This is a genomic window from Nocardia grenadensis NBRC 108939, assembly GCF_001613445.1.
In the GTDB taxonomy this organism is placed as follows: Bacteria; Actinomycetota; Actinomycetes; order Mycobacteriales; family Mycobacteriaceae; genus Nocardia; species Nocardia grenadensis.
This window is the reverse complement of the sequence record NZ_BDCJ01000003.1, coordinates 315,566-341,577: the sequence shown is the minus strand read 5'-3', so window position 1 is coordinate 341,577 and position 26,012 is coordinate 315,566. Positions and strand designations below refer to the sequence as shown.

General features: G+C 68.6%; 33 protein-coding genes. 20 read left to right on the top strand and 13 right to left on the bottom strand.

The window, feature by feature from the left end:
* Window positions 1–28: 28 nt before the first annotated feature.
* Complete coding sequence (locus NGR01S_RS03790; protein ID WP_063034735.1) at window positions 29–949, bottom strand: universal stress protein; 921 nt, start codon at window positions 947–949, stop codon at window positions 29–31.
* A gap of 198 nt (window positions 950–1,147) precedes the next feature.
* Window positions 1,148–2,059: a LysR family transcriptional regulator gene (locus NGR01S_RS03785; RefSeq protein WP_063034734.1), complete on the bottom strand. Its 912-nt coding sequence runs from the start codon at window positions 2,057–2,059 to the stop codon at window positions 1,148–1,150.
* Window positions 2,060–2,160: 101 nt separating this feature from the next.
* Between NGR01S_RS03785 and NGR01S_RS03780 the strand changes: the two genes are divergently transcribed.
* Window positions 2,161–2,526, top strand: a complete 366-nt coding sequence (locus tag NGR01S_RS03780; RefSeq protein WP_063034733.1) for a YybH family protein — start codon at window positions 2,161–2,163, stop codon at window positions 2,524–2,526.
* 272 nt (window positions 2,527–2,798) lie between these two features.
* Here NGR01S_RS03780 and NGR01S_RS03775 read toward each other — a convergent pair whose 3' ends face one another.
* The 4 genes from NGR01S_RS03775 to NGR01S_RS03760 form a co-directional block, all read right to left on the bottom strand.
* Window positions 2,799–3,272 (bottom strand): RDD family protein, encoded by a 474-nt coding sequence (locus NGR01S_RS03775; RefSeq protein WP_063034732.1) that lies wholly within the window; start codon window positions 3,270–3,272, stop codon window positions 2,799–2,801.
* 73 nt (window positions 3,273–3,345) lie between these two features.
* Entirely contained in the window at window positions 3,346–4,515 is a 1,170-nt protein-coding gene (locus NGR01S_RS03770; RefSeq protein WP_084480331.1) for a hemolysin family protein, read from the bottom strand.
* A complete protein-coding gene (locus NGR01S_RS03765) occupies window positions 4,508–5,872 on the bottom strand; it encodes a hemolysin family protein (protein ID WP_063034731.1) in 1,365 nt (454 codons plus the stop codon). Before NGR01S_RS03765 ends, NGR01S_RS03770 begins: the two co-directional genes overlap by 8 nt.
* Window positions 5,873–6,014: 142 nt before the next feature.
* Complete coding sequence (locus NGR01S_RS03760; protein ID WP_063034730.1) at window positions 6,015–6,590, bottom strand: TerD family protein; 576 nt, start codon at window positions 6,588–6,590, stop codon at window positions 6,015–6,017.
* Window positions 6,591–6,887: 297 nt separating this feature from the next.
* Here NGR01S_RS03760 and NGR01S_RS03755 point away from each other — a divergent pair, with 297 nt between their 5' ends.
* A complete protein-coding gene (locus tag NGR01S_RS03755) occupies window positions 6,888–7,286 on the top strand; it encodes a MerR family transcriptional regulator (protein WP_063034729.1) in 399 nt (132 codons plus the stop codon).
* Between the two features lie 31 nt (window positions 7,287–7,317).
* On the opposite strand, the gene NGR01S_RS03750 is transcribed toward NGR01S_RS03755, so the two are convergent.
* The 3 genes from NGR01S_RS03750 to NGR01S_RS03740 all read right to left on the bottom strand — a co-directional run bounded on the left by NGR01S_RS03750 (window position 7,318) and on the right by NGR01S_RS03740 (window position 9,138).
* Window positions 7,318–7,509: a DUF4177 domain-containing protein gene (locus tag NGR01S_RS03750; protein ID WP_063034969.1), complete on the bottom strand. Its 192-nt coding sequence runs from the start codon at window positions 7,507–7,509 to the stop codon at window positions 7,318–7,320.
* Window positions 7,510–7,753: 244 nt separating this feature from the next.
* Window positions 7,754–8,125 carry an MmcQ/YjbR family DNA-binding protein gene (locus NGR01S_RS03745; protein WP_063034728.1) on the bottom strand — a complete coding sequence of 124 codons (372 nt, stop codon included), beginning with the start codon at window positions 8,123–8,125 and terminating at the stop codon, window positions 7,754–7,756.
* Window positions 8,126–8,268: 143 nt separating this feature from the next.
* Window positions 8,269–9,138 carry a sulfurtransferase gene (locus NGR01S_RS03740; protein WP_063034727.1) on the bottom strand — a complete coding sequence of 290 codons (870 nt, stop codon included), beginning with the start codon at window positions 9,136–9,138 and terminating at the stop codon, window positions 8,269–8,271.
* 364 nt (window positions 9,139–9,502) lie between these two features.
* On the opposite strand from NGR01S_RS03740, the gene NGR01S_RS31740 reads away from it, so the two are divergent.
* Window positions 9,503–9,988 (top strand): hypothetical protein, encoded by a 486-nt coding sequence (locus tag NGR01S_RS31740; protein WP_174551652.1) that lies wholly within the window; start codon window positions 9,503–9,505, stop codon window positions 9,986–9,988.
* Window positions 9,989–10,106: 118 nt separating this feature from the next.
* On the opposite strand, the gene NGR01S_RS03725 is transcribed toward NGR01S_RS31740, so the two are convergent.
* Window positions 10,107–10,718, bottom strand: coding sequence for a TetR/AcrR family transcriptional regulator (locus NGR01S_RS03725; protein ID WP_063034726.1), 612 nt, complete (start codon window positions 10,716–10,718; stop codon window positions 10,107–10,109).
* A 101-nt stretch (window positions 10,719–10,819) separates the two neighbouring features.
* Between NGR01S_RS03725 and NGR01S_RS03720 the strand changes: the two genes are divergently transcribed.
* The 12 genes from NGR01S_RS03720 to NGR01S_RS03665 all read left to right on the top strand — a co-directional run bounded on the left by NGR01S_RS03720 (window position 10,820) and on the right by NGR01S_RS03665 (window position 18,593).
* Window positions 10,820–12,199 (top strand): cytochrome P450, encoded by a 1,380-nt coding sequence (locus NGR01S_RS03720; RefSeq protein ID WP_084480330.1) that lies wholly within the window; start codon window positions 10,820–10,822, stop codon window positions 12,197–12,199.
* 357 nt (window positions 12,200–12,556) lie between these two features.
* Entirely contained in the window at window positions 12,557–13,156 is a 600-nt protein-coding gene (locus tag NGR01S_RS03715; RefSeq protein ID WP_084480329.1) for a hypothetical protein, read from the top strand.
* A gap of 6 nt (window positions 13,157–13,162) precedes the next feature.
* Entirely contained in the window at window positions 13,163–14,413 is a 1,251-nt protein-coding gene (locus NGR01S_RS03710; protein WP_063034724.1) for an SRPBCC family protein, read from the top strand.
* Window positions 14,410–14,808, top strand: coding sequence for a gas vesicle protein GvpJ (gvpJ, locus tag NGR01S_RS03705; protein ID WP_063034723.1), 399 nt, complete (start codon window positions 14,410–14,412; stop codon window positions 14,806–14,808). Before NGR01S_RS03710 ends, gvpJ (NGR01S_RS03705) begins: the two co-directional genes overlap by 4 nt.
* 2 nt (window positions 14,809–14,810) lie before the next feature.
* Complete coding sequence (locus tag NGR01S_RS03700; protein ID WP_063034722.1) at window positions 14,811–15,602, top strand: GvpL/GvpF family gas vesicle protein; 792 nt, start codon at window positions 14,811–14,813, stop codon at window positions 15,600–15,602.
* Window positions 15,603–15,606: 4 nt separating this feature from the next.
* Entirely contained in the window at window positions 15,607–15,873 is a 267-nt protein-coding gene (locus NGR01S_RS03695; protein ID WP_063034721.1) for a gas vesicle protein GvpG, read from the top strand.
* Complete coding sequence (gvpO, locus tag NGR01S_RS03690) at window positions 15,870–16,199, top strand: gas vesicle protein GvpO (protein WP_063034720.1); 330 nt, start codon at window positions 15,870–15,872, stop codon at window positions 16,197–16,199. Before NGR01S_RS03695 ends, gvpO begins: the two co-directional genes overlap by 4 nt.
* The gene (gvpJ, locus tag NGR01S_RS03685; protein ID WP_063034719.1) at window positions 16,196–16,588 is read left to right on the top strand and encodes a gas vesicle protein GvpJ; all 393 of its coding nucleotides are present in this window, start codon (window positions 16,196–16,198) and stop codon (window positions 16,586–16,588) included. Before gvpO ends, gvpJ (NGR01S_RS03685) begins: the two co-directional genes overlap by 4 nt.
* A complete protein-coding gene (locus NGR01S_RS03680) occupies window positions 16,585–17,373 on the top strand; it encodes a GvpL/GvpF family gas vesicle protein (RefSeq protein ID WP_063034718.1) in 789 nt (262 codons plus the stop codon). The genes gvpJ (NGR01S_RS03685) and NGR01S_RS03680 overlap by 4 nt, the downstream gene beginning before the upstream one ends.
* Window positions 17,370–17,561: a gas vesicle protein gene (locus NGR01S_RS03675; protein ID WP_084480328.1), complete on the top strand. Its 192-nt coding sequence runs from the start codon at window positions 17,370–17,372 to the stop codon at window positions 17,559–17,561. The genes NGR01S_RS03680 and NGR01S_RS03675 overlap by 4 nt, the downstream gene beginning before the upstream one ends.
* Window positions 17,558–17,863, top strand: coding sequence for a gas vesicle protein K (locus NGR01S_RS03670; RefSeq protein WP_063034716.1), 306 nt, complete (start codon window positions 17,558–17,560; stop codon window positions 17,861–17,863). Before NGR01S_RS03675 ends, NGR01S_RS03670 begins: the two co-directional genes overlap by 4 nt.
* A gap of 85 nt (window positions 17,864–17,948) precedes the next feature.
* Complete coding sequence (locus NGR01S_RS03665; RefSeq protein ID WP_063034715.1) at window positions 17,949–18,593, top strand: LysE family translocator; 645 nt, start codon at window positions 17,949–17,951, stop codon at window positions 18,591–18,593.
* A gap of 12 nt (window positions 18,594–18,605) precedes the next feature.
* On the opposite strand, the gene NGR01S_RS03660 is transcribed toward NGR01S_RS03665, so the two are convergent.
* The 3 genes from NGR01S_RS03660 to NGR01S_RS32985 form a co-directional block, all read right to left on the bottom strand.
* On the bottom strand, window positions 18,606–19,400 hold the full coding sequence (locus NGR01S_RS03660; protein WP_063034714.1) for an SDR family NAD(P)-dependent oxidoreductase: 795 nt from the start codon (window positions 19,398–19,400) through the stop codon (window positions 18,606–18,608).
* 55 nt (window positions 19,401–19,455) lie between these two features.
* Window positions 19,456–19,773 carry a DUF2795 domain-containing protein gene (locus NGR01S_RS03655; protein WP_063034713.1) on the bottom strand — a complete coding sequence of 106 codons (318 nt, stop codon included), beginning with the start codon at window positions 19,771–19,773 and terminating at the stop codon, window positions 19,456–19,458.
* Window positions 19,774–19,860: 87 nt separating this feature from the next.
* A complete protein-coding gene (locus tag NGR01S_RS32985; RefSeq protein WP_063034712.1) occupies window positions 19,861–20,571 on the bottom strand; it encodes a VldE C-terminal domain-containing protein in 711 nt (236 codons plus the stop codon).
* A 295-nt stretch (window positions 20,572–20,866) separates the two neighbouring features.
* On the opposite strand from NGR01S_RS32985, the gene NGR01S_RS03645 reads away from it, so the two are divergent.
* The 5 genes from NGR01S_RS03645 (at window position 20,867) to NGR01S_RS03625 (ending at window position 25,997) form a co-directional block, all read left to right on the top strand.
* Window positions 20,867–21,577 carry a TenA family protein gene (locus NGR01S_RS03645; RefSeq protein ID WP_063034711.1) on the top strand — a complete coding sequence of 237 codons (711 nt, stop codon included), beginning with the start codon at window positions 20,867–20,869 and terminating at the stop codon, window positions 21,575–21,577.
* Window positions 21,578–21,648: 71 nt separating this feature from the next.
* Window positions 21,649–22,671 (top strand): ABC transporter substrate-binding protein, encoded by a 1,023-nt coding sequence (locus tag NGR01S_RS03640; protein WP_063034710.1) that lies wholly within the window; start codon window positions 21,649–21,651, stop codon window positions 22,669–22,671.
* Window positions 22,649–23,497, top strand: coding sequence for an ABC transporter permease (locus NGR01S_RS03635; protein WP_084480327.1), 849 nt, complete (start codon window positions 22,649–22,651; stop codon window positions 23,495–23,497). The genes NGR01S_RS03640 and NGR01S_RS03635 overlap by 23 nt, the downstream gene beginning before the upstream one ends.
* Entirely contained in the window at window positions 23,490–24,299 is an 810-nt protein-coding gene (locus NGR01S_RS03630; RefSeq protein WP_063034709.1) for an ABC transporter ATP-binding protein, read from the top strand. The genes NGR01S_RS03635 and NGR01S_RS03630 overlap by 8 nt, the downstream gene beginning before the upstream one ends.
* Window positions 24,300–24,443: 144 nt before the next feature.
* On the top strand, window positions 24,444–25,997 hold the full coding sequence (locus NGR01S_RS03625) for an AMP-binding protein (protein WP_063034708.1): 1,554 nt from the start codon (window positions 24,444–24,446) through the stop codon (window positions 25,995–25,997).
* The last annotated feature ends 15 nt before the right edge of the window (window positions 25,998–26,012 follow it).

The following is a 26,012-nucleotide window of genomic DNA, read 5'->3' as shown; positions in this document are numbered from 1 at the left end:
GTGGCGGCGCGGCGAACGGACCCGGTGCTCAGGTGTCGGTGTCGCGGTAGACGACGATCGGACGGTCGGCGCGGTGCAGCAGATTCTGGCTGGTGGAACCCATCAGGGCGCGGCGGAATCGCCCCCAGCCCTTACTGCCCACGATCGCCATTTGCGCCTCGTCGAGCGCGTGCAGCAGTTCGCGCGCTGCCGATCCGCGTCGGGACCGCTCCTCCACTTCCACATCGGGGAAGTCCTTCCGGTACGGCGCGATGATGGTCGACAGTGTCTCCGCCTCGGAACGCGCGATCTGGTCCCAGTCGATCACCATCGCCGTCGGGCCCAGAAGCTGCATCGCCGTGGGAACGGAGTCACCGACCGCAGTGCTGTCGGACCACACCCGTACCGCGGTGACCGGGACCGAGAACAGCCGCGCCCATTCGAAGGCCAGCCGGGTCGCCCCGGCCGACGGTGGGCTCCCGTCGGCGCCCACCACGATCGGGCGCTCGTCGGGGCCGATATGCGCGCTGTCGCCGCGCCATACGGCGACCGGGCAGCGCGCGCTGCCGACCACGCGCAGCGCCGTCGATCCCAGCAGCCAGCGCTCCACCATGCCGGCCCCGGTGGCGCCGAGCACGATCAACGCGGCGTCATCGGCGGCCCTGAGCAGGCCCGCGGCAGGGGGCTCGGTATCCGCGATCGAGGCCAGCTCGACACCGGGTGCCCACTCCCGCAGCGCGGATTCGGCCGTGGCCAGGAGTTCGGCGCGGTAGATCCGGTGGCGCTCGGCCAGTTCGACGGGGTCGAGCGCGACCTCCGGCATCGGGCCGGGGTCGGGGGACGAGTGCACCAGCCGCAGGGGCACGGTGAGCTTTTCGGCGAATCTCGTGGCCCATTTGGCGGCCGCCAGCGCGGTGTCGGATCCGTCGATACCCACCACGATGTAGCTCGCCGCGGACTTCGCGTGCATCGCATTCCGCCTTTCGTCCCGAGGTTGCCGATCTCCCGCCCGGCACTGCGCCCGCGACGTGCCCGATCCTCGTGGGCGCCGCGTCGAGCCCAGGATAGGAGTTCGCACCGGGGCCGCAGTGGGCCGACACGCGGCCCTGCGGTCGTCCGCCCGGGGCGGCGCATCGGCCGCTATCGCCGGGGTACCGTGGTGCTACCGCTATCGAGAGCCGTCGTGGCCTTCGCCGAGCCCCGCCCGACGGAATGCTCGCCGACTGTGCGCGAGCAGTTCACGGACCGCGGGGCGGCCGGTGTTCTTCCAGATCAGGGCGAGGAGCGCGGGTGTCTCGACGCCTTCGAGGGGGAGGGTGACCAGCCGGTCGCGATAGGCCGCGGCCATGGACTCGCCGAGGACGGCGACCGCGAGTCCGCGCGCGGCGAGATCGGCGATGGCATCGGCGGCGCCGGCCTGGAGCGCGACCACCGGGCGGAGGCTCCGGCTCGCGCAGGCGCGGTCGAACACGGCGCGTACACCGGTGCCCGGGGGCATGCACACGAGAGGGTGGGCGCACAGCTCGGCGAGGGTGACCCGCCGCCGCGCCGCCAGCGGATGTCCGGTGGGGACCGCCGCGACGAGCTGTTCCCGGATGAGGGCGAACGCTTCCAGCCCGTCGGGTTCGGGGGTCGCCGTACCGATGAGAGCCATATCCAGCGCACCGGCACGTACGGCCTCGGTGAGCCGGTCCGAGTTGTCCTCGAGCAGGGAGATCTCGACACCCGGGTGGGCGCGGTGGAAATCGGCGAGTGCGTCGAACAGCGGTGTGACGGTGCAGCCGACGACCATCCCCACGGTGAGTGTGCCCCGGATCAGATCGGTGACCTGACCGACCGACTGGGTGACGGCCTCGGCGGCGTCGAGGGCGGTGCGGGCGTGTTCGAGGGCGGCCTTTCCCGCGACGGTCAGGGTGGCGGCGCGTGCCGAGCGGTCGAACAGTTCGGCGCCGAGCTCTTTCTCTAGTGCACGGATCTGGGCGCTGACACCGGACTGGCTGATGTGCACCCGCTGCGCCGCCCGGGTGAAGTTCTGCTCCTCCGCGACCGCGACGAAGTACTCCAGCTGCCTCAGTTCCATAACTTCTGATTCTAGCTTTCAGAAGAACCATCTGTTGGACTTCTGAATAGCCTCCGGTCAGGCTGGAACACGTCGAATTCGGAAACCACAGGAGGAAATCGATGCCCGAGTACGAGAAGGCGATGCGGCCCGAAGACATCACACGTCTGTTCGTCGAACGCTCCAATGCCGGTGACGCGGCGGGAGTCGCCGAACTCTACGAAGAGGACGCCGTCCTGGCCTACCCGCCCGGTAGCCGGACCGCCGGACGGGCAGCGATCCGCGCGCTGTGGGAGAAGGTGCTGGCCGCCGGACCCCGCTTCGAGCCGGAAGAACCGCTGCCGACCCTGATCAGCGGCGACCTCGCCCTCACCTCGACGCCGCCGAAGGACGGCACCGGTGCCCGCGCGCAGGTCGTCCGGCGCCAGCCCGACGGCAGCTGGCTGCGCGTCCTCGACCAACCCGAGTTCATCGCCCCGACCGCCTGAGCCCGGACGCGTGTTCCCGCCTCGTCGCCGTCGTAGACCCGGATCACCGACGGCGACACAGGGATCGCCCGGCGCGGTCTGCTGCCGGGCGATCCCCTGTGCTCGCGAGCGCGAACTACCGCCGCCACCGCTCCATCAGCGGCTTCGCGGCAAGATCACCGAGATCACCGGGGAGCGGCGATGAGGTGGCCCGCGGGGCACCGGACCGGGGGAGTGGCGGGGACCGCCGGGACCGGGCCGACGCTACGTCCTGTCCCGGACAGGGGCCGACGCTAGGACGTCTCGATCACCTGGGTCCCGTCCGCCACCCGGTCATGCCAGCCCTGTTTGGTCGAGCTGGAACCGACCGTGACGGCGATACCGAGCGCGGCGAAGAACCAGAGCACGCCGCCGATGCAGGGCACCAGGTTGAGCAGCATATAGGAGTTACGCAGGGCGGATTCCTTGATACTGGGCTTCTCCGCGCCGCCGGAACCGTTGACGTGCAGGCCGAGCAGCTTCTTACCGGGGGTGGAACCGGAGGTCACCTCGAACCCGAGGAAGTACAGGAAGGCGAAGCCGGCGCCGGGCAGGATCGACACCCAGCCGGGCGTATGGGCGACTTTGTTCAGCAACCAGAAGAAGATGCCGCCGACGATCGCCGCGACGATCCAGTCGATGAATCGGGCCGCGGCGCGTTTGCCCAGGCCGCCCGGGGTGATCCCCGCGGCCGTGGCGAATCGGGGGTCGTATGCTCCGGTGGTCATCGTGTTCCTCCTCGATAGCGACCGCCCCCGGCGGTGTGGGAGCGGTGCCCACCCGGGGACGGGTTCCACGATCTCATATCCGGTCGTGGCGTTCGATACGGTCCGCCGCGGTGTGGTTGGGGCCGTGGGGATTCCGGGTTCCACCGCGCCGTTCGCCTCCCGTGTCGGCGGCGGCCGCGTGCGATCCGGGTGCGCGTTCCGTGTGCCGTGGCGGTGCGGTCAGTGGCGTTTCCGTGGCCGGCCGGGGCAACAGACGTTGCAGGACATCGGTGATGGTGATCAGGCCGACCGGGACCGCACCGTCGGCAGCGGTGACGACGGCCAGGTGACTGCGGGTTTCCCGCATGGTGTGCAGCGCCTCGTACACCTTCGTCGTCGTGGTCAGGGTCAGGGCCGGACGCATCAGCCGCCGCGCGGTGGTGCCCGGATCGGCCTGCAGGCTGTCGCGAACGTGCAGGACACCGTCGATCCGGGGGCCCTCGCGGACCAGCAGGCGCAGATGTCCCGACTCGCGCGAGATCGCCTGGATGGTCTCCGGTCCGGCGTCCGGGCCGACCGCACTGGGGTGCGCGTCGGGCCGGACGATATCGGCGACCGTGAGCTGTTCCAGCTCCAGCGCACTGATGAGATTGCCGTGGTAGCGCTCGTCGAGAGTGCCCACGGTCGCGGAATGTTCCACGAGGTGGCGCAGCGCGGCGGGATCCTGTCCGGCCTCGATTTCGTCCACCGGTGTCACCCCGGCGGCGCGCAAGCACCGGTTGGCGGTGCTGTTGAGCGCGGTGAGCAGCGGGCGGGTGAACCACATGAAGACGCGCATCGGGATGGCCAGGATCGTGGCCGATTTCTCCGGATGCGCGATCGCCCAGGATTTCGGCGCCATCTCACCGACCACCAGATGCAGGAATGTCACCACGATGAGCGCGAGGACGAAGCCGACGACATCGGCGACCCAGAGCGGCGCGCCGAGGTCTTCGAACAGCGGGGTCAGCCAATGGTGTACCGCGGGTTTGGTGATCGCGCCCAGCGCCAGGGTACATACGGTGATGCCGAGCTGCGACCCGGCCAGCAGCACCGACAGCTCCGCGGAACTGCGCAGCGCCGCCCGCGCGGCCGTGCTGCTCGCCGCGGCGTCCTCGAGGCGGTGCCGCCGGGCGGCGATGAGCGCGAACTCGACCGCGACGAAGAACGCGCTCGCCGCGATCAACCCCACCGTCACTGCCGCGACGATCCAGGGGTTACTCATCTGCGGTGTCCTCCGACTCGGGCCGCACGGTGACGAACACCGAGGCGGGCACATGCTTGTCGACGCGGCGCACCTCGGCGACCAGGATGCGGGCCGGACGTGGCGGGTCGCTGAGGTAGTCGGCCGGCTCAGCCGGCAAGGGGACGCGGACCCGATCCCCGACTTCGGGTAGGCCACCGAAGACGCTGATCAGCAGTCCGGCGAGGGTTTCGTGATCACCCTCGGGCAGGGTGGATTCGAGAAGACGTTCGACCTCGTCGAGGTGGATGTCACCGCGCAGGAGCCAGCCCTCGCCTTCGGCGACGATATCGGCGGCGGTGCCGGGGTCGTGTTCGTCGGCGATTTCGCCGACGAGTTCTTCGGCGATGTCCTCCACGGTGACGATGCCGGCGAAACCACCGTATTCGTCGACGACGAGCGCCATCTCCTCGCGCGCGGCACCGAGGCGGTCCACCAGTTCGGGCAGCGGCAGCGATGCCGGGACCAGGAGCGCGGGGCGCAACCGGGTCTGCGCCGTACCGCCGGGCGCGCTGTCGAGGAGGTCGTGCAGATGGATCACCCCGCGCAGGTCGTCGCTGGAGTCACCGACGACCGGGTAGCGCGTATGGCCCGTGCGCATCCGGGTGAGGACCTCGCGCACCGGGTCATCGATATGCACCGTGTCGACCCGCGCGCGGGGGATCATGGCGTGTTCGGCGGTGCTGGTCGGAAAATCGAGGATACGGTCGAGCAGCGTCGACAATTCGGCGGGCAGTTCTCCGGAATCGCGGGATGCCGCGACGATGTGCTCCAGGTCGCGCGGGGTGGCCGAATGCTCCACATCGTGCACCGGCTCGATGCGCAGCGCGCGCAACAGCAGGTTCGACGACTGGTCGAAAAGCCGGATCAACCATCCGAACACCTTCAGGTACAGCGTCGTCGAGGCCGCGAGCCGGCGGGCGACCGGCTCCGGCCGGGCGATGGCGAGGTTCTTCGGTACCAGCTCCCCGAACAGCATCTGCACCACGGTGGAGAACGCGATGGCCAGCACTGCCCCGATGCCGATCCCGACGGCGGCCGGTATCCCGGCACCGCCCAACAGCTCGCCGAGTCCCCGGCCGATCAGCGGTTCGGCGACGTAGCCGACCAGCAGCCCCGTCACCGTGATCCCGAGCTGGGCGCCCGAGAGCATGAACGATGTGCGCCGGGTGACCCGCAGCGCCCGGCCGGCGGCCCGGTCACCGGCCGCGGCGCCGGCTTTCAACCGGGACCGGTCCACGGCCATGAACGCGAATTCCTGGGCGACGAAATAGCCCGTCGCCGCCGTGATGAGCAGTACGACGACGATACCGAGGGCGATGTTCAGCGCGGTCGGCATTGTCGCGTCCCGGTTCGGTATCGGGGAGGCTCCTCGCCCCGGCGCGCGCCGGGGCGCCGATTCTTGCGCGATGCGCGTTTCATGAACTCTCTTTGCTCAGTGAACGGTTACGGGTGAACCGTGGAATCGGGGCCGGTGGAGGTCAGACGTTGACGCCGTAGTCGCGGGCGATCCCGGCGAGTCCGGAGGCGTAACCCTGTCCGATGGCGCGGAACTTCCACTCCGTGCCGTGGCGGTACAGCTCGCCGAACACCATCGCGGTTTCGGTGGAGGCGTCCTCGGACAGGTCGTAGCGCGCCAGCTCCGCCCCGTTGGCCCGGTCCACCACCCGGATGAACGCATTGCGCACCTGGCCGAACGACTGCTGCCGGGCGTCGGCGTCGTGGATGGACACGGGGAAGAAGATACTGGTGATCGTCGGCGGGGTGGCCGCCAGATCGACATTGATCACCTCGTCGTCGCCTTCACCCTCACCGGTGAGGTTGTCGCCGGTGTGCTCGATGGAGCCTTCGGGGGAACGCAGGTTGTTGTAGAACACGAAGTGCTGGTCGGACACTACTTTCTGCTCCGGGCCCGTCGCGATGGCACTGGCGTCCAGGTCGAAATCGGCGCCGGTGGTCGACCGCACATCCCAGCCGAGACCGACCGCCACCGCGGTCAGGTTCGGCGCCTGCTTCGACAGCGAGACATTTCCGCCCTTGGCGAGACTGACACTCATTCCGCTTCTCCTGATTCTCGAGATGTCATCGATTGTCCGGCGCCGCGGCCGTCGGGGCGGTCGTGGCGAGGCGTTGCGTATTGCCCGGTGTTCGCGGTTCGCGCGACCGGTCGCGCGGATACATGCGCGAAGGACGTCCGGCGTGGACAGCGCTCGCGCCTCAGCACGCGCGGGGTATCCGGCCCACCGGCCGTTCGGTGCCGGTGACGCTGCGTATTTGCCGAGCCCCTCGTGCGGACATATATCCGACACTAGCACGCACCACTGTATGGTTGTCCGTGGCAGAAGGAGGTGCCCGTGCCCGAGTCGCTGCTCAGAATCGGTGAGTTCGCTGCCCGCGCCGAGGTCAGCGCGCGCACCATCGACTACTACACCGGCCTGGGCCTACTGGCGCCGGCCGAACGCACGACCGGTAACTACCGGCTCTACGATGCCGCCGATATCGCCCGGGTCCACCTCATCCGCCGGCTCGAGGCGCAGGGGTTGCCCTTGGAGGAGATCGCCACCGCACTCGCCGCCGGCCCCGGCGATATCGGACATGTGCTGGACCGTATCGACGACGACCTGAAACTCCTGCACGCCGCCGCCGAAAGCGCTCCGGCCGAGATCCACGGCCTGCTGACGGTGATCAGTGCCCGCGTGCACTCCCTGATCACGGTGGCGCTGCAACTGCCGCCCGATATCCCGGTCCTGTGAACCGCATCCGAAAGGGTGCTGCGCCGGTGGGTCAGGCCCCGAGCCGCTCGAGCATGACACTGATCTCGATCGCCTGGCCCGAATCGAAGCTCGGGGTGAGTGTGCTGAACGCTTCCCAACCCTCGCCCCCGAGTTCGTTGAGGTCCTGCTCGATCCGGGCATAGTCGAAGCCCTTCATCCGGAGTTTGTGGGTAAGCACCTTGTACTCCCACTGCGCGGCCATGAACTGTCTCCATCCGCTCGTCTCGTCGCCGGCGCCCGGGCCGGCCTGCACGGGTCATTCGAAACCCTGCCGCTACGGCACGGTCAACCCGTCGGCGCCCGGGCCGGCTCGGCCGGATTCCTCCCTCAGGACCCGTTTCGCGGCCCGCGTGATGTACGCGTTCACGGCCACACTGTGCCTGGCCGCGACGTTCGCTCCGGGGCGCCGGTGGTACCGCCCCGGCCGGGCGCAGGTGCCCGGCCGCCTACCGGAGACCGGTTTCGTCCAGACGGGCCACCAGCGTCTTCGGGGCGACGGTGCGGTAGGCCTCGGTCACGATCTCGCCGATCTCCGCCCAGTCGAGGGGGACATCCAGGTAAACCCCGAGCCAGCCGCGGTGCCCTACATAGGGAGGCCGAAAGAATCGTTCGGGTTCGGCGCTCACCATGGCCTCCTGCGCGCCGGGCGGCGCGGCGCACCAGAAACCCGGCCGATCGCTGTGATGGTGATCGGCGTAGGTGACGAAGGTCTTCCTTCCCCGGATGAACCAGGTGGGTTCGCCATGACTGACCCGCTCGGAGGTCTCGGGGAGCGCAGTGCACAGTCCGCGCAACCTGGTCAGTGGCGTGTGGGCCATGGCGTCACCCTAGCAACGTGCACTGACGACTTCCGGAGAACGACGGCCCGGACGCAGACGGGCCTTCACCGAGCTCACCATCACGGCGCAGCGGGGTGGGCGCGGTGCGCCGGATCCGCGACCGCGACACCGCACCCGTGGGCTCAGACCTCCGGCACCGACGGGGCGCCGATCTCTACGGGATTGGACGGGTCCGCGCTCCACTGCGACCAGGAACCGGGAAACAGGCTCGCGTCCCGACCCGCCGCGGTGAGCGCCGCGACGGCGATCGCGGCCGTCACGCCCGAACCGCAGTAGACGGCCGGCGGCCGCGCCGGATCGACGGCCTGATACCGGGCGAGGATCTCCTCGTCCGGAAGAAACCGGCCGGATTCGTCGAGCAGGCCCGTCGCGGGAACATTGCGTGCGCCCGGGATATGGCCGGCCACGGGATCAACCGGTTCGTGCTCGCCCCGGTACCGCTCCGGGGCCCGGACATCGACGAGCGATCCCTGGGCGGCGAAATCGGCCAGTTCCGCCGCGGTCACGACGGCGCGCGTACCGGTGTAGAGATCCGGCCGGGTCACGGTGACGTCACCGGGTGCCGGGATCACCTGGCCGCTCTCGAGGGCGCCGCCGAACTCCCGCCATGCCGTCAGGCCGCCGTCGAGGATGCGGACATCGGTCAGCCCGGCGGCGGTGAGCACCCACCAGGCCCGCGCCGAACCGGCACGATTCCAGTCGTCGTAGACCACGACCGGGACCCCGTCGCGGACGCCCCGGGCCCGCAGACTCTGTTGCAGTGCCGCACCGTCGGGCAGTGGATGGCGACCGCGGCCGGTCACCGTGTGATCGGACAGTTCGTTGTCCAGGTCGACGTAGACGGCGCCGGGGACGTGCCCGGCCCGATAATCGGCGTGCCCGTCGGGCCGGTCCAGGCGCCACCGCACATCCAGCAGCGTCACCTCGGTTCCGGACGCGAGCGTCGCTGCCAGCTCGGCGGCGGTAGTGAACACCTCGGCACGCATAGTCATCGAAAAGTCTCCACCTCTGCCGTTGCCCTCACGGGCCGTCCCGTCGCGGGCGACCGTATCGGTCGGCGACGGCACAGCGGATGCTAGCAGCGGTCCGCGCGGGTCCCGGGCTGCCGCAATACCGGCGTCGTGGAGACCGCCCTGTCACGATTGGAATCCGCGCGAGGCGAAAGCGGCTACGCACCCCGCCACCGCCGATACCCAGCCGAACCGGACCACACACCGCATCCGACGGTCGGGTTCCGGATTGATAACAGCCGGGCCAAGTGATCAGGAATCGAGAAGCGCTGGTCACAGCGCTGTCATTAACGTCTTCCGCATCGAAATTCGTACGGCAGAGCGCCGGGCACGCGAGGAGGATGTTATGAACTGGACCGGACCGATCCGGCGGACGCACCGCGTCCTGGTACCCATTTTCACGGCGACCCTGGTGATCGCCGTGGTCGTCCTGGCATTGCAGGGTCCGGAGTGGGTGTCTTATCTACCGCTTCCCGCACTGGCCTTCCTGTTCTTCTCCGGCCTGTATCTGTTCGTGCGACCTCTCGTCGCAGCCCGGCGCGGTGGCGCGGCCGCGGACACCGCGCGGCGGGCGGACACGGGGGCACCGGGCCGGCCGGCCGCGTACCGCGTCCGGCGACTGCACCGGTGGTCCGCCGTCGTTTTCACTCTGACGGTGCTGGCGACCGTCGTCGCGCTATCGCTGCCGGAGCCTGTGGTCTGGGTCTCCTACCTGCCGCTGATCCCGCTCGCCCTGCTCTTCTTCTCCGGGCTCTACCAGTTCGCGCTGCCATACCTCGGCGCGCACCGGGGCGCTGCCGAGATGTCCGACCGCCGGACCACCGCGGCCTGACGCGCCGCGGCAGCGTGCCGGGAGCATGTAGTCGACGCCGGTTCGCTCGCCGCCGAAATCCGCCTGTCCGAGCCTTCGCGCGACGCCGCACGGACACCGGGCGATATCGGCGTCCGGCTCAGCGGTAGAGACCCACCAGCGCGCGTGCGGCCGCATCGACGATTTCGTCCGCGGATGCCTGCAGGGTGCCGTCGAGCCAGGCCGTAACGAGTTCGGCCATACCGCCGACGAAGAGCAGGCCGGCGGTTTCGTCGGCGTTCTCGCTGCGGTCGCGGGGGCCGAAGAATTCCCGCGCCTCCAGCGCCGACTGGTGGGCGAGGTGGCGCAGGAGTTCGGTGCGGCGGCGGCGTAGTTTCGGCACCGCGACCGACTCCACGATGGCGACCCGGCCTTTGCGCGGATCGTCGAGCAACTGCTGGACGAAGGCGCGGATCGAGGCCCGGGCGCGTGCGGCCGGGTCCGGACCGGCATGCTCGGCGGCTCGCCGGCTGGTCTCCTCGATCTCCGCCGCGATCCCGTCCATCACCGCTTCGAGTAGGGCGTCGAGCCCGGAGAAGCTCTCGTAGAAGTAGCGTTCGCTCAATCCCGCCGCGATGCAGACGGCGGTCATCGTCGTTCGAGTGTCCGGGTCCGCCCATACGGTCAGGCCCGCTTCGAGCAGCCGGGCGCGGCGTTCTGCGGCGCGCTCGGCCGCGCTGACGCCCCGGTAGATCCCCGATTGCACGGCCACATCCTCAGCATGCCACAGGAATCGCCGCACCAAGGTTGACAGGACGTCCTTCCTGAATCACGCTTGACGTGACCACCGCCACACCAGCATGAGGTGAGCAGATGAAGGCCGAAGCCTTGGAGCCACGCGAGGAAACCGCTACGACGGGGCCGGCGCTCACGCGGCCGATCCCGGTCCAGCACCGCGACGACCGCGGATTACCCCTGCTCGGGCAGGTGCTGGAGTACGCCAAGGATCCGGTCGCGCTGTGCCGCGGCCGCTGGGAGCGCTACGGCCCGGTCGCGCCGTTTCGCGCGCTCGGCAAGAACGCGGTGATGCTGCTCGGGCCCGACGCGTGCGGCGCGGCACTTCAGAACAAGGACAAAGCGTTCGCCAACGAACCGGCCTGGTCCGAACTCGTCGGCCCGTTCTTCCACCGCGGCCTCATGCTCATCGATTTCGAGGAGCACCTGGCGCACCGGCGGATCATGCAGGAGGCATTCACGAGATCCCGCCTCGAGGCGTACACCCAGCGCCTGCACCCGGCCATCGAACAGGGCGTGGCGGCCTGGGAAGCGGGCACCGAGTTCCCGTCGTACTGGAAACTCAAGCAGCTCACCCTCGATATCGCCGCGGATCTGTTCATGGGCGGTGTGCAGGACACCGGACAGGCCGAGATGGACCGGATCAACAAAGCGTTCATCGCCTGTGTGCAGGCCGCGGCCGGGATCGTCCGGCTCAACGCGCCCTTCACCCGGTGGGGCCGGGCCTATCGCGGCCGCAAGGTGCTCGAGGATTTCCTCCGCCACTACCTGCCCGCCAAACGCGCCCGGCAGACCGACGACATCTTCTCAGTGCTCTGTCATGTCGAGAACGAGGACGGTGAGCGGTTCAGCGACGACGACGTGGTCAACCACATGATCTTCCTGATGATGGCGGCTCATGACACCTCCACCATCACCACCTCCACCATCCTGCAGTACCTCGGACAGTATCCGGACTGGCAGCAGCGTTGCCGGGCCGAAGCCCTCGCCCTCGGGCCGGCGCCCTCGATGGCCGAACTGGACGGGCTGGTCTCGATCGATCTGGTGATGCGCGAGGCACTGCGCCTGCGGGCTCCGGTACCGGTGCTGGTCCGGTACGCGGTCAAGGACACCGTGGTCGAGGGAGTTCGTATCCCCGCCGGCACCGACGTCATCGTGGGTATCCAATTCACCCACCTCATGGAGGACTACTGGACCGATCCGCTGTCCTTCGACCCCGATCGGTTCGGCCCCGAACGCCGCGAGGACAAATCGCACCGCTTCGCGTGGGAACCGTTCGGCGGCGGTGTACACAAATGCATCGGAATGTATTTCGGGGGTCTGGAGGTGAAGGCGATAATGCACAGGCTGCTGCGCGAATACCACTGGACCGTCGATCCCGGCTATATGCCACCGATGGACTACCACTCGCTGCCGTTCCCCAAGGACGGTCTGCCGATCACCTTGATACGTCACTGAAACGCCGGATTCCGGCCGTCCGGCCTCGCTTCTGGCGGACGGCGCACCGCGACTCGCGCGCGGGGACGCGACCCCGCGCTTTCCGCGAATCCGGGTTTCCCGCGTGGCGCGCGGTGGTTCGGACGGGGGCGGTCGTGCGCGACCACTCGAGCGTGCGCCGGCGAAAGGGTCGCTATGCGGTCTCGCCGGTCGGCCGCTGTGTTCGTTTCTTGCCTTCTAAGCCTATCGACCATGCGGGTAACCAGGAATACGCTGGGTATCGTCCACCGTAATGTGGTCTGTCCCATTTCTGGGGTCTCTGGTCTCGGCCGCTCGCGTCGTGAGGTGTAGCGGTACCCGAGACGGCGAGGAGTGAGCATGAAAGGCGGAGCAAGAATCGCGTTGGGGGTGGGAATCGGATATTTCCTGGGTCGTACGCGCAAAATGCGCTGGGCGATGGGATTGGCGGGCGCGGCGATGTCCAAACGATCCACGGGGCTCGCCGGCGAGCTGCTCGAACGCGGCACATCGACGCTGGGTGGCTCCCAGGAACTGACCAAGATCACCGATACCGTGCGGGGTGAACTGCTGGGGGCGGTGCGGTCGGCGGCCGTGACCGCGGCGAGCAACCGCCTCGACGCGCTGAACGAGCGGCTGCTGCCACCCGTGCCGGCCGAGGCCGAGGACGGCGGTGGCCGTCGGCAGGCCGCCGCGACGGATGAGGACGCCGAACCGGAGCCGAGCGAGGCGGACGAGACGGCCGACGAAGAGCCCGACGAATCCCGGGATGAAGAAGAAGCCGAAGGACCCGCGCCCCGGCCGCGTGCCCGCCGGACGAGCGCGACCAAGACCTCCCGGTCCGGTACTCGCACGTCGACCCGGTCGTCCGGCTCCGGTGAGAGCGGGACGACGGAGCCCCGTCGACGGCGCGCCGGAGCCGATACCGACAAGGCGCCTGTGCGGCGGACGAGGCGGTGATCAGGTATGGCAAAAGTACTGCGTGATACCGTCTCGGGCGTCGGCAAGGCGGCCACCGGCACCGCCGGCCAGGCGACCGGGGCCGCGAAATCGGTCGGCTCGACGGCCAAGAAGACCGCGGAGCAGGGGAGCCCCGGCGATCTGCTCCGTCAGTCGGTGCAGAATCTCGCCGGAACCCTCGCCCAGCGTGCCGTATCCGGTCTGTCCGGCGGGGTGTCGAATGCGGCCGGTCGGCTGAACGAATATGCCGAAGGCCAGGGTGGCGGCAACCTGCTCGCGGCACTGACGGGAGTCGAGAAGCTCTCCGAGGGCGCTTCCCCGATGCGAGCGGCCATGAGCGCGGGAATGAGCAAAGTCGGGAAGTCGGTCAAAGATAAGGTGTCCTCGGCCAAGGACGCGCTCACCGGCGGGGGCGGTAAAGGCGGCAAGGGGAAGAAACTCAAACTGGCCAATATCGTCGAGCACATCGATATCGGTGCCGAGGTCGAGCTCGTCTACGACCAGTGGACACAGTTCGCGGAATTCCCCAAGTTCATGAAGAAATTGGAACAGGTCGAACAGGTCGCCGATGAGAAACTCTCCTGGACCGGGCGCGTATTCTGGTCGCGGCGGATCTGGGAGTCCACAATCCTCGAACAGGTGCCGTTCGAGCGGATCATCTGGCGGTCCAAAGGGGCCAAGGGCTATATCGACGGCGCGGTCACCTTCCACGAATTGGGCCCGCGCTTCACCCGGGTGCTGGTGGTTCTGGAATATCACCCGCAGGGCTTTTTCGAGAAGACCGCCAATATCTGGCGTGCGGCCGGGCGTCGATGCCGCCTGGAACTCAAGCATTTCGAGCGTTACGTCATGACCGAGGCGGTACTGAGCCCCGACGACATCGTGGGCTGGCACGGAGAGATCCGCGACGGCGAGGTCGTCGAGGACGACGAGAGCGCGCGACGCCGGGAGCAGGAGGAGGCCGAAGGCGAGGAGACGGAGGGAGAAGGCGAGGGCGCGGAGAACGAGGGCGCCGAAGATGAAGGCGCCGAGGGCGAGGAACCCACGGACGAGGACGAAGAGGAAGACGAAGAAGAAGCCGACGAAGACGAGGACGAGGACGAAGAGCGCGGAGACGAGGAAGGCGGCCCCGACGACGAGGAGGCCGAGGACAGCACGGAAGACGAGGACCGCGAGGCCCGGCCGTCGCGCCGCCCGCGTACCGCCCGCCGTGCCGCCGCCCCGCGCCGTTCCCGCGCACAGCGAGGAGCGAGATGACCATAGAACCCGCGGGTGGCGGCGGTAGTGGCGCAGTGGCCCGTCCCAATTCATCCGGCCTGGCCGAGGTCGTCGACACCATCCTCGACAAAGGATTGGTCGTCGACGCGTTCGTCCGGGTCTCCCTGGTCGGCATCGAACTGGTGACCATCGACGCCCGCGTGGTGGTCGCCAGCGTCGACACGTATCTGCGTTTCGCCGAGGCCGTCAACCGTCTGGAGATATCCAGTAACGAGCCCAAGGGGCTCACCGACCTCGTGGGCGATGTCACCGAGGGCGCGGCCGAACACAAGACGAAAGGTGCCATCGAAGCCGCGGGGAAAAAGGTGCAGGACTTTCTCGGGGACGTGCAGGACCAGCGCCAGACCTCCCGGGCCTCCAAACGAGGGGAGTGATGATGTCCACCGCGAGTACCGCAACCGAGAGCGATCGCGACCAGCGCACCGGGGTGTATGTCTACGGCATCGTGACCGCCGATGTGGAATCGGAACCGCACGCCCAGGGTATCGGTGACCCACCCGCCGACGTCACCGTCGTACGGCATGGCGATATCGCCGCCCTGGTCAGCGAGGTCACGCTCGACCGTCCCCTGGGCATGCCCGACGATCTCACCGCGCACGCGCGCCTGCTGGACGGCACGGCCGCGGTCGCTCCGGTGCTGCCGCTGCAATTCGGCGGTGTCGTGACCGATACCGAAGCGGTGGAGAAGGAGCTGCTCGCCCCCAACCACGACCAGTTCCGCAGCGCGCTCGATGACCTCGAAGGCCGCGCCCAGTACGTGATCCGGGGACGCTACACCGAGAACACGGTGCTCCAGGAGATCCTGGAGGAGAACACCGACGCCGCCCGACTGCGCACGGAGATCCGCGACAAACCCGAAGATGCCACCCGGAACGAGCGAATCCGGCTGGGTGAGATCGTGAACCGGGAGATCGAGGCCAAACGCGCCGCGGACACCCGCCGGGTGGCCGCCGCCCTGAGCGATCTCGATCCGACCGTGCGGGAGCGTCAGCCCACGCACGAAGAGGAGGCGGTCCATCTCGCCCTGCTGCTGGACCTGTCCCGAGAGGATGAACTGCTACAAGTGCTGAATGAACTCGGCGAGGAATGGGACGGACGGATCCGGCTGAACCTGCTCGGCCCGATGGCGCCCTACGATTTCGTCACCGCCGGCGAAGCCGCGGGGTGAGGATATGGGACTGCTGTCGTCGATCGTCCTGTTGCCGCTGGCCCCGGTCCGCGGGGTGATCTGGCTGGGTGAAGTGATCCAGGAGCAGGTCGATCAGCAGTGGCGCAGTCCGGCCGCTGTCCGGCGCGATATCGAGGAGATCGAGGAAGCCGCCGCGGCCGGCGAGATCTCCGAGGACGAGCGGGACCGGGCATTGCGGGAGGTCCTGTCCCGGATCAGGCGTCCTTCCGGAGGATTGCCGCCGTCGGATGAGAGGGGAGAGTCGCGATGAGCCGCAGGTCGACCACCGAGAACGCCGCGGAGGTGGATCCGGAGCCCGAGCTCCCGCTCACTGCCCGGGAGGCCGCGGCGGCGGCGATCGAACACCTGAGGGAACTGACGTCGAAATCGGTGGAAGGGGTGACCTCGATGGAGCCGCTCGACGACGGCCGGCTGGTGGAGATCGAGGTGCTCGAGGACCACCGCATCCCTTCGTCGGCGGATATGCTCGCGCTCTACGAAGTGGAGATCGATTTCGACGGAAATCTGCTGGCCTACCGTAGAACCGCGCGCTATGCGCGGGGTAGTACCGAGATCGGCGGAAGGGGCCGGCGATGACGGTGGTCGGCGGTGGTGGGTCCTACGAGCCGCAGCCTTACGGCGGCGGGCACCAATCGACCAACCTCGCCGATATTCTCGAACGGGTCCTGGACAAGGGGCTGGTCATCGCGGGCGATATTCAGGTGAACCTGCTCGATATCGAATTGCTGACCATCAAACTGCGACTGGTGGTCGCGTCTCTGGAAACCGCCAAGGCCGTGGGCATCGACTGGTGGGAGACCGACCCGTGGCTCAACAGCAAGGCCCGCACGCTCGAACGCCAGGATCGTGACCTCGAACTCGAGAACCGCGAACTACGCGACCGGATAGCGCGACTGGAGGCTGGACGGGATCGGCGCGAAGCCGTCGAAGAGCGGCGCGAATCGCGGGAGAGAGATCGGCCGTGACGGGTGGGAGCGGTGTCTGGCTGTACGCGGTGACGGCGGCCGCCGACGCTACCGCGGGATTCGACGGGCTCACCGGGGTGGCCGGCGAACCGGTCCGTGTCGTGCTGTCCGAGCCGCTCGCCGCGCTGGTCGGTTCGGTACCCCTCGACGTGTTCGGGGAGCAACCGCTGAGCCGGAATCTGGAGGATCTGGACTGGTTGGCCGCCACCGCCCGGGCACACGATGCGGTGGTGTCCGCGGCGGTGCGCCGGGCCCCGTCGGCACCGTTGCGGCTGGCCACCGTTTTCCGTGACGACGAGCGGGTGCGGGAACTGCTGCGGGACCGGCAGGCGGATCTGGAGGCGGCGCTGGTTCTGGTCAGCGGTCGCACCGAATGGGGCGTGAAAGTCTACGGGGATCGTGCCGCGCTCACCGCGGCCGTGGCCGAGGCCCGCGCCGAAGACACCGGGAGAGGCGCGGGCGCGGCCTATCTGGCGCGTCGCCGCGCGCAGCTGTCCGCTCAGGAGACCGTGGAACACGATGCGGCACAGCGTGCGGAGGTCATCCATACCCGGTTGAGCCGTCGCGCCGCGGCCGGTCGCCGGCAGCCGACCACCGATCCCGCGCTGAGTGGCCGCAGTGATTGGATGGTGCTCAACGGGACCTATCTGGTCGACGACGAACGCGCCGAGGATTTCGCCGCGGCCGTCGATGCGCTCGCCGCCGAATTCCCCGGTATCCGGCTCGAACTCACCGGCCCGTGGCCGCCGTACTCGTTCGCGGGCGTGGAACGCGAGCCGCAGTGAACAGCGTCGACAGCGAGCGCCGCATCGCACTGGTCGATCTGCTGGACCGGGTGCTGGCGGGTGGGGTCGTCGTCACCGGCGATATCAAGCTCGCCATCGCCGATGTCGATCTGGTCCAGATCTCGCTGCGGGCGCTGATCTCTTCTGTCAGCACCTTGTACGGCCCCGGACAGGAGGCACCCGGATGACCGAATTCGACGGTCTTTCACCGCGTATCGACTCCGATCCGGAGACGGTGGAACGTGGTCTGGTCACGCTGGTCCTCACCCTGGTGGAACTGTTGCGTCAGCTCATGGAACGGCAGGCCCTGCGGCGCGTCGACGCCGGCGATCTGCGCGAGGACCAGGTCGAGCGCATCGGCACCACCTTGATGCTGCTCGAGCAGCGGATGGACGAGCTGCGTGAGCATTTCGGTCTCACCCCCGAAGACCTCAATATCGATCTGGGCCCACTCGGCCCACTACTCCCGGAGAACCCTTCCGGCAGGTGACCGGAACGGCTCTCCCGGTGTCATCGCGCCCATCGCCGGCCGATTCCGGGCCACCGCACCCGCCGCTCGGACATAAAATTCGCACATGGTCCCCACTGCCAATCTGTTCGCCTTCGTGGCCGCCGCCACCCTCATCGTCGTGGTCCCCGGGCCCGGCGTGCTGTTCACCATCGGGCGCGCACTCACCCTCGGGCGGCGCGCGGCGTTGATCTCGGTTCTGGGGCATGCGCTGGGTGTACAGATCGCCCTGCTGTTCGTCGCGGTGGGCTTGGGCGCGGTGCTGGCGGCCTCGGCCACCGCCATGGCGATCGTCAAGGTGGCGGGTGCGCTCTACCTGATCCACCTCGGTGTCCAGGCGATTCGGGAGCGGAAGGCGCTGCGCGAGGTGCTGGGTGCGCCCGTGGCATCGGCGAGTGGGCGCCGGGTGCTGCGGCAGAGCGTGGTCGTCGGTGTCACCAATCCGAAGGCGATCGTGTTCTTCGCCGCGGTGCTACCCCATTTCGCCGATCAGGCCGCGGGGTCGCTGCCGCTCCAGCTGCTGGTGCTGGGCTCGGTATTCCTGGTGATCGCGCTGATCTGCGACAGCGCCTGGGCCCTGCTCGCCTCCGCGGCGCGCAACTGGTTCGCCCGGTCGCCGAAGCGGCTGGAGGCGGTCGGGGGTGCCGGCGGGGCGCTGATCGTCGGGCTCGGCGCCTCGGTCGCGGTGGAGCAGGGCGTTTCCGGTCGCTGAAACACCGCGTGGTCAGGGGCGGTGGGGCAGAGCGGCATTCATGACCCGGCTCGCGGTGACCTTCACCGAATCGGGCAGGACGTGCGCGACCGTGGCCATCGCACGGGTGCGCAGGGACCCACCCACGACCTTCTGTTTGTCCTGGAGTAGCGCGTCCACACCTTGTCGCGCCACCCGCGCCGGATCCTCCTTGGGCCCGCGACCCATCGGTGTCTCGAGCAGGCCGGCGCGGCGGAAGAAGTCCGTATCGGTCGGCCCCGGCATCAGTGCGGTCACGGTCACCCCGGTATCGTGCACTTCCTCGCGCAACGCCTCGGCGAACGACTGGATGAACGATTTCGACGCGTGGTACACCGCCTGACCGGCGCCGGGCATCATCGCCGCGACGGAGGAGGTGAACAGTAGTCCACCGGTGTCGCGTCGCACCATATCGCCCAATGTGAGCTTGGCCAGGTGCACGGTCGAGCGCACATTGAGTGCGATGAGATCGAGTTCGTCGTCGAGGTCTGTCTCGGCGAAGTTGCCGCTGCGACCGACCCCGGCGTTGAGCGCGACCGCGTCGAGCGGCCGTTCGTCCTGGGTCGCCGCCGAGTACACCTGTTCCACGCCCTCCGGCGTCCGCAGATCGGCCTGGACCGCCCACACTTCGATCCCGGGGCGACGGACGGTCTCGGCCGCGACCTCGATCTCCACGTCCTCTGCGGCCATGACCACGTCATAGCCGCGTTCGGCGAACACGGTGGCGAGTTCCAGACCGATACCGCTCGAGGCGCCGGTCACCAGAGCGAGGGGATGCGTCGTGGTCATCTGCGGCGGCTACCCAGGTTCCCGCGGATCATGCCGCCCAGCCCGCCGGCGCCCGTCAGCTGTCGCGGTTGTACCCGAGTTCTTCGGTGATCGGGTTCGGGGAAACCTCTATCTCCTGCTCCGCCAGGCCCGGATGGTGGTGGGTGCGCCGTTGGGCGGCCCGGTCCGCCGGCGACCGCCGCGGCTCGAGGTTCACCGACTGCAGGACCTCCTGCAGGTTGCCGTAGGTCTCCGGTGGAATCGCTTTGAGCGCGCGCACGGTGTCGGGGTCGGCGTGCGCTCGGGTCGCGCAGTGCACCAGTTCCGGTTTCTCGGCCGGAAAATCAGCGGCGGACAGTGCCGCCCGGACTCGATCCGCGTCGGTTGCGACCATCGTCGTCCTCCTTGTTTCGCCTCGACGGTCTGTGCTTGCGGTGGCGCGATACCCACCCGGTCCGCCACCAACCCGAACCCGAGTACGTCAGCAGGTGACGTGGATATCGGCCGTCGAGTCGAACGAGACGTGAACGTGGTCGTAGTGATTGGCGGTGGGGTCGCCGCGATCCTCCATGTACGACCAGCCGCTGCCGTCGTTGTATCGCTGCTGCCAGATCACATAGGTCACGCCGAAGCGCTCCTTGTTGGCCAGCACGAAGTCGGCGATCGCGGCGCCGCGGGCCGGATCGGGGGTCATGAAGTCGAGTGCCAGGCCCGCGCCGTGATCGCCGTCGTAGCGGCCGTTGGCGCCGCCGATATCGCCGACGCCGAATGTCTTGTCGATCAGGTTGCCCACCTGCGCAACCTTCGGTCGCGCACCGGCGAGTTCGGTCGAGCACGCGATGACAGGGGGCGGGGGCGGCGCATGCCGTTTCGCGTACCGGGCCGGCTCCGGGGGAGGCTCGACGGTGGCCGCGGGGCCCGGCGTATGGGGCGTGTTCGTCGGTATCTCCGGGACCCGGCCGATGCCGGCTACGGGTATCGGCGCGTCCGGTGCGTGTGTCGTCGGCGCCGCAGCTTTGTCGAGGCCGGCGGCGGGGACGGCGGCCGCGTCGACCGTGGCCGCGGCGGGTTGCGCCTCCGGGCCGGGGCGTGCCGTTACGGACAGTGCGATCACCGCCGTTGCCGCGATCGCGCTTCCGGCCAGCGGAGCGATCTTCCTGACTCGGGCCGGTTTGCGGTGTTGACCAGGCATAATGGTGACTACTCGTAACGCTCGACGACAAGATCACTGTTAGATTACGAAATGGTCGCGGAAATGTCACGGTCGCTGACGCACATGGGTCACAGCTCCGTCCCGTTCGTGCACGTCCGAACAACTCTGCCGGGTGGACGGCCGTTCCCGCGGAGCGATTCCGGTACGGACCTGGCGCCCACTGCCCGCCGCTCAACTGTTATGGTCGGATTCGTTCTGACACGGGGTGCTCCGCGCTTGCGGGGCTGAGAACATACCCGAGAACCTGTCCAGGTAATGCTGACGAAGGAATGTCTTGGCTTCACGCGCGTACACCACCGAATCCGGCAGATTCACCGAACACCTCTGGGATCGGACGAAAGATCTGCGCGGTGCCATCGACGATCTCGAATTCCTGCGCCGGCTCGGGGACGGCACCCTCCCGGTCGACGTGTTCCGTACCTACGTGGAGCAGGATTCGCTGTATCTCGCCGGTTATTCGAAGGTGCTGGCCTTGCTCTCGGCCAAATCTCCCGACGCGCAGGCCGCGCGCTTCTGGGCGGGTTCGGCGGCCACGGCGGTCGCCGTCGAGGCGGAACTGCACCACGACCTGCTCGGCGACAGCCGCCTCCCCGCGCGGGAGGGCGAGCCGGAACCGTCGACGGCCTGCCTGGGATACGTCTCCTACCTCATCGCCGCCGCCGCGACCGAGTCGTACGCGGTGGGCGCGGCGGCCGCGCTGCCGTGTTTCTGGATCTACGCCGAGGTCGGTCGTGACCTGGCCGTGAGTGCGGCCGCGGTCCTGGCAGCCGACCCCGGCCACCCGTACGCCCAATGGGTTTCCACCTACGGCGCCGCGGAGTTCCAGGAGTCCGCGGCCGCGGCCCGGGCATTCGTCGACGCGGCAGCCGAGGCGGCGAGCGAGCGGGAGCGCGCGGCGATGGTGACAGCGTTCACCGTGGCCACCCGGTACGAGCTGATGTTCTGGGATACCGCCCTGCATCCGCAGCCCTGGCCCGCCGCATGAGTGAGTCAGGCCCGGAGGCGGCAGCGCAGCGTGACCACGGAGGGCCCTCGCTCATGCTCGATCGACACCGCATGAGCGGCCGCCTGCGCCGCGTCCTCGCGCTCGTGGTCGCGACCGTGGCGGCGCTGTCCGCGCTCACCGCCTGCACCGCGGGGCCCGGCGACGGTGAAACCATCCGTTTCGCCCTGGACTGGACGCCGAACACCAACCACACGGGGCTGTTCGTCGCCCAACAGCGCGGCTACTTCGCCGACGCCGGTCTGGATGTGCAGATCCTGCCGTACAACAACACCTCGGTCGATACGGTCATCGATGCCGGCAATGCCGAATTCGGTATCAGCACCCATAATTCGTCGACCTTCGCACGGGCGTCGGGAGCGCATACGTTGTCCGTGCTCGCACCGCTGCAACACTGGGCGACCGGGATCGGAGTGAAGGCCGACCGCGCCGACATCACGCGGCCGAAAGATCTGGACGGCAAAACCTATGCCGGTTTCGGCGACCCCGGTGAGGTCGAAGCCCTCCAGCAGGTGATCCGCAACGACGGTGGCCGTGGGGAATTCACCACCGTCACCCTGGGCACTTCGGCCTATGAGGCCGTCTACTCGGGCCGAGCCGACTTCACCGTCTCCTACCTCGCCTGGGAGGGAATCGAGGCCGAGCACCACGGCACGCCGATGCGGTACTTCCGCTACACCGACTTCGGTTTCCCGGACGCATACGCCATAGTGATCGACGCCAACCAGGATTGGCTGGCCGCCGACCCCGACCGCGCGCGGAAGTTCGTGCAGGCCCTGCAGCGCGGTTACCAGTTCGCCGCGGACGACCCGGACGCCGCCGCGGCGGACCTGCTCGCCGCCAACCCCGGCGCCTTCAACGACGAGGGCCTGGTGGTCGAGAGTCAGCGGATGCTGGCCGAGCAGTTCATGAAGGGCCCCGACGGCCGGGTGGGCGGCCAGACCCGCGAGCGGTGGGCCGCGAATTCCGGTTTCCTGTACGAGAAGGGCTTGCTGACCGGTCCCGACGGCGCCCCGCTGACGAAGGAACCGGACTGGTCGGGCTACTTCACCAATGACTACCTCGCCGCTGCCTGACAACTCCGCACGAGAGGCCCCGCCGGATCCGGCCGCCCGGACCGCGCCGGGGCGATCGACCGGGTTCCGCTGGGCACTCCCGTCCATCGTGACGGTGGCGCTACTCGTCGTGCTCTGGCAGGTCTATGTCGAGGCCAGCGGTATCCGCCCGCAACTGTTGCCGTCGCCGGCGCGGGTTGTGACGCAGGGGTGGGCGCACCGCGACGAGATCGGGGTCCACGCCGCCGCCACCCTCCAGGTGACACTGGTCGGGTTCGCGGTATCGCTGAGCCTGGCCTGGCTGCTGGCCGTCGTGGTCGACTTCTCACCCTGGCTGCGGCGCGCGTTCGTGCCGCTTTTCGTCGCCTCTCAGACGCTGCCGATCATCGCGATAGCGCCGTTGATGATCATCTGGTTCGGTTTCGGGCTGCTCCCGAAAGTGCTCGTCGTCGCACTCGTCACCTTCTTCCCGATGGCGATCGGGCTGATCGAGGGATTCGCCGCGGCCGACCGCGAGGCAGGTGCACTGCTGCGCAGTATGGGGGCGTCCCGGGTCCAAGTGTTCCGTTATGTGCGGTTGCCGTCCGCGGTGCCGCGATTCTTCACCGCATTGCGGATCGGGATCACCTATGCGGTCGTGGGCGCGGTCTTCGCCGAATACGTGGGCGCCAGCGAGGGCCTGGGCATCTATATGAACCTGCAGAAGAACTCTTTCCGCACCGATCTGGTGCTGGCGGCGGTATTCGTGACCGCGTTGCTCAGTATCGCGCTGTATCTGCTGACCTTCGCGATCGAACGGCTCGTCGCACCGTGGTCCCGCGCGGAGAACAGGAGTCGGCATGACTGAGGCGCGCGGGCACCGGATCGTCGTCGATGGGCTCACCAAATCGTTTCCGCGGCCCGGCGCACGCCGCCCCGACCGGCAGGTCCTCGGCGGTGTGTCGTTCACCGCGCAGCCGGGCGAGTTCGTCTCCGTCATCGGCCCGAGCGGCTGCGGCAAGAGCACCGTCTTCACTATGCTGGCCGGTCTGGAGACCCCCGATTCGGGCAGTATCCGTTTCGGCACGAGCGACGGTGAGCCGACGGCACTGCATTGCGCCTATATGCCGCAGAAGGATCTGCTGTTCCCGTGGCGCACCGTCCTGGACAACACCGTCCTGGGATTACAGGTGCACGGCGTCCCGAAGCGGGAGGCCCGGCGCCGGGCCCGCGAACTGTTCCCGGTCTTCGGGTTGTCCGGATTCGAGGACGCCCGCCCGTCCCAGCTCTCCGGTGGTATGCGGCAGCGGGCGGCATTGTTGCGGACCGTGGTCCAGGAACGCGAGCTGCTGCTGCTGGATGAGCCCTTCGGCGCACTGGATTCGCTGACCCGCACCGAGATGCAGTCGTGGCTCCAGGAGGTCTGGCAGCGGTACCGGTGGATGGTGCTGATGATCACCCACGACATCCGGGAAGCAGTGTACCTGTCGGACCGGGTGATCGTGCTGTCGGCGCGCCCGGCCACCGTGCGCCGCGAGGTGCGTGTCGATCTGCCGCGGCCCCGGGAGCTGTCGATGATCACGACGCCCGAGTTCGTGGCCCTGGAACAGGAACTGCTCGACGTACTCCATGAGGAAGCACGTCACGCACTCGCGCAGCGCGACGGCTGATCCCCCTCGGGGGCGATCGCCACCATGCAGATGGACCGCCGTAAGAATTCCGGCCCGCTACGGCCGGTTCGGCGAGACAATCGTCGGACCGCCGGAAGGGCCGCAGAATCGCCTCCCGGCGCACGCAGGATCCGTAGGAGGACCATGTTCGTCCCGCTCAGTGTCTCCGATTTCCTCGATCGCGCCGAAACCGTGTACGGCGACCGGATCGGTATCGTCGACGAACCCGCCCAGCCCGCGCCCGGCCAGGGCTCGATGACCTATTCCCGGGTCGCCGACCTTGCCCGCAGACAGGCCGCCCGCCTCGACGAACTGGGTATCGAGGCCGGGGAGCGGGTCGCGCTGGTCGGCCATAATTCGAGTCGGCTGCTGACCTCTTTCTTCGGGGTGAGTGGCTGGGGGCGGGTGCTGGTCCCGATCAACTTCCGCCTGCGCCCGGACGAGGTGCGTTACATCGTCGAGAATTCCGGGGCTCGCGCCCTGTACGTGGACCCGGAACTCGCGGACTCGCTCGGCGAGGTCGACTGCGAGCACAAGTTCGTGCTGGGCACCGACACCGACCTCTACGCCGCCCCGGGGGCGGTACCGCGGGCGTGGCAACCCGACGAATCCGCCACCGCCACCATCAACTACACCTCCGGGACCACCGCCCGCCCCAAGGGAGTGCAGATCACCCATCGCAGTATCTGGGTCAATGCCGTCACCTTCGGCCTGCACGCCACGATCAGCGACCGTGACGTATATCTGCACACTCTGCCGATGTTCCACGCGAACGGCTGGGGCATGCCGTTCGCCATGACCGGCGTCGGTGCCCGCCACATCGTCCTGCGCAAGATAGACGGCGCCGAGATTCTGCGCCGCGTGCGCGATCACGGCGTCACTGTGCTGTGCGCGGCGCCCGCGGTCGCCGCCGCGGTGCTCGACGCCGCGCAGAGCTGGGAGGGCGAGATCCCCGGCCGCGACCGGGTACGGATCATCATGGCCGGCGCGCCGCCGCCGACGAAAACCGTCGCCCGCGTCGAAGCGGAACTCGGCTGGGAGTTCATCCAGATCTACGGCCTGACCGAGACCTCACCGCTGCTGACCGTCAACCGCTCCCGGGCCGAATGGGACGACCTCGATCCCGAGACCAGGGCCGCGAAGCTGACCCGCGCCGGAGTCCCAGCCCTGGGCGTCCGGTTGCGGTCCGAGGAACCCGAGGAGGGCTCGGGCGAAGTGCTGGCCCGGTCCAATGTGGTGATGGAGGGCTATTGGGACCGCCCCGAGGAGAGCGCGGCCGCGCTGGCGGGCGGATGGTTCCACACCGGCGACGGCGGCGTCCTCGGCGACGACGGCTACCTGACCATCGCCGACCGCAAAAAAGACGTGATCATCACCGGGGGCGAGAACGTGTCCTCGATCGAAGTGGAGGACTGCCTGTTCTCTCATCCCGCCGTCGCCGAGGTGGCGGTGATCGCGGTACCGAGCGAGAAGTGGGGCGAGACGATCAAAGCCCTGGTCGTGCTGACCCCCGACGCCGAAGCGAGCAATGCGACCGAAGCCGAACTGGTCGCCTGGTGCAAACAGCGCCTGGCCGGCTACAAGGCGCCGACCTCGGTCGAGTTCCGCAACGAGTTGGCCCGGACCGCGACCGGCAAACTACAGAAGTTCAAACTACGCGCACCGTACTGGAGCGGCCGCGGCCGTCAGGTCAGCTGATATCCGCCGCTGGGT

Excerpts from the sequence above, each read along its gene's own strand:
- NGR01S_RS03790 (WP_063034735.1), bottom strand. The coding sequence starts at position 949 with ATGCACGCGAAGTCCGCGGCGAGCTACATCGTGGTGGGTATCGACGGA.
- NGR01S_RS03785 (WP_063034734.1), bottom strand. The coding sequence starts at position 2,059 with ATGGAACTGAGGCAGCTGGAGTACTTCGTCGCGGTCGCGGAGGAGCAG.
- NGR01S_RS03780 (WP_063034733.1), top strand. The coding sequence starts at position 2,161 with ATGCCCGAGTACGAGAAGGCGATGCGGCCCGAAGACATCACACGTCTG.
- NGR01S_RS03775 (WP_063034732.1), bottom strand. The coding sequence starts at position 3,272 with ATGACCACCGGAGCATACGACCCCCGATTCGCCACGGCCGCGGGGATC.
- NGR01S_RS03770 (WP_084480331.1), bottom strand. The coding sequence starts at position 4,515 with ATGAGTAACCCCTGGATCGTCGCGGCAGTGACGGTGGGGTTGATCGCG.
- NGR01S_RS03765 (WP_063034731.1), bottom strand. The coding sequence starts at position 5,872 with ATGCCGACCGCGCTGAACATCGCCCTCGGTATCGTCGTCGTACTGCTC.
- NGR01S_RS03760 (WP_063034730.1), bottom strand. The coding sequence starts at position 6,590 with ATGAGTGTCAGTCTCGCCAAGGGCGGAAATGTCTCGCTGTCGAAGCAG.
- NGR01S_RS03750 (WP_063034969.1), bottom strand. The coding sequence starts at position 7,509 with ATGGCCGCGCAGTGGGAGTACAAGGTGCTTACCCACAAACTCCGGATG.
- NGR01S_RS03745 (WP_063034728.1), bottom strand. The coding sequence starts at position 8,125 with ATGGCCCACACGCCACTGACCAGGTTGCGCGGACTGTGCACTGCGCTC.
- NGR01S_RS03740 (WP_063034727.1), bottom strand. The coding sequence starts at position 9,138 with ATGACTATGCGTGCCGAGGTGTTCACTACCGCCGCCGAGCTGGCAGCG.
- NGR01S_RS31740 (WP_174551652.1), top strand. The coding sequence starts at position 9,503 with ATGAACTGGACCGGACCGATCCGGCGGACGCACCGCGTCCTGGTACCC.
- NGR01S_RS03720 (WP_084480330.1), top strand. The coding sequence starts at position 10,820 with ATGAAGGCCGAAGCCTTGGAGCCACGCGAGGAAACCGCTACGACGGGG.
- NGR01S_RS03715 (WP_084480329.1), top strand. The coding sequence starts at position 12,557 with ATGAAAGGCGGAGCAAGAATCGCGTTGGGGGTGGGAATCGGATATTTC.
- NGR01S_RS03710 (WP_063034724.1), top strand. The coding sequence starts at position 13,163 with ATGGCAAAAGTACTGCGTGATACCGTCTCGGGCGTCGGCAAGGCGGCC.
- gvpJ (WP_063034723.1), top strand. The coding sequence starts at position 14,410 with ATGACCATAGAACCCGCGGGTGGCGGCGGTAGTGGCGCAGTGGCCCGT.
- NGR01S_RS03700 (WP_063034722.1), top strand. The coding sequence starts at position 14,811 with ATGTCCACCGCGAGTACCGCAACCGAGAGCGATCGCGACCAGCGCACC.
- NGR01S_RS03695 (WP_063034721.1), top strand. The coding sequence starts at position 15,607 with ATGGGACTGCTGTCGTCGATCGTCCTGTTGCCGCTGGCCCCGGTCCGC.
- gvpO (WP_063034720.1), top strand. The coding sequence starts at position 15,870 with ATGAGCCGCAGGTCGACCACCGAGAACGCCGCGGAGGTGGATCCGGAG.
- gvpJ (WP_063034719.1), top strand. The coding sequence starts at position 16,196 with ATGACGGTGGTCGGCGGTGGTGGGTCCTACGAGCCGCAGCCTTACGGC.
- NGR01S_RS03670 (WP_063034716.1), top strand. The coding sequence starts at position 17,558 with ATGACCGAATTCGACGGTCTTTCACCGCGTATCGACTCCGATCCGGAG.
- NGR01S_RS03665 (WP_063034715.1), top strand. The coding sequence starts at position 17,949 with ATGGTCCCCACTGCCAATCTGTTCGCCTTCGTGGCCGCCGCCACCCTC.
- NGR01S_RS03660 (WP_063034714.1), bottom strand. The coding sequence starts at position 19,400 with ATGACCACGACGCATCCCCTCGCTCTGGTGACCGGCGCCTCGAGCGGT.
- NGR01S_RS03655 (WP_063034713.1), bottom strand. The coding sequence starts at position 19,773 with ATGGTCGCAACCGACGCGGATCGAGTCCGGGCGGCACTGTCCGCCGCT.
- NGR01S_RS32985 (WP_063034712.1), bottom strand. The coding sequence starts at position 20,571 with ATGCCTGGTCAACACCGCAAACCGGCCCGAGTCAGGAAGATCGCTCCG.
- NGR01S_RS03640 (WP_063034710.1), top strand. The coding sequence starts at position 21,649 with ATGAGCGGCCGCCTGCGCCGCGTCCTCGCGCTCGTGGTCGCGACCGTG.
- NGR01S_RS03635 (WP_084480327.1), top strand. The coding sequence starts at position 22,649 with ATGACTACCTCGCCGCTGCCTGACAACTCCGCACGAGAGGCCCCGCCG.
- NGR01S_RS03630 (WP_063034709.1), top strand. The coding sequence starts at position 23,490 with ATGACTGAGGCGCGCGGGCACCGGATCGTCGTCGATGGGCTCACCAAA.
- NGR01S_RS03625 (WP_063034708.1), top strand. The coding sequence starts at position 24,444 with ATGTTCGTCCCGCTCAGTGTCTCCGATTTCCTCGATCGCGCCGAAACC.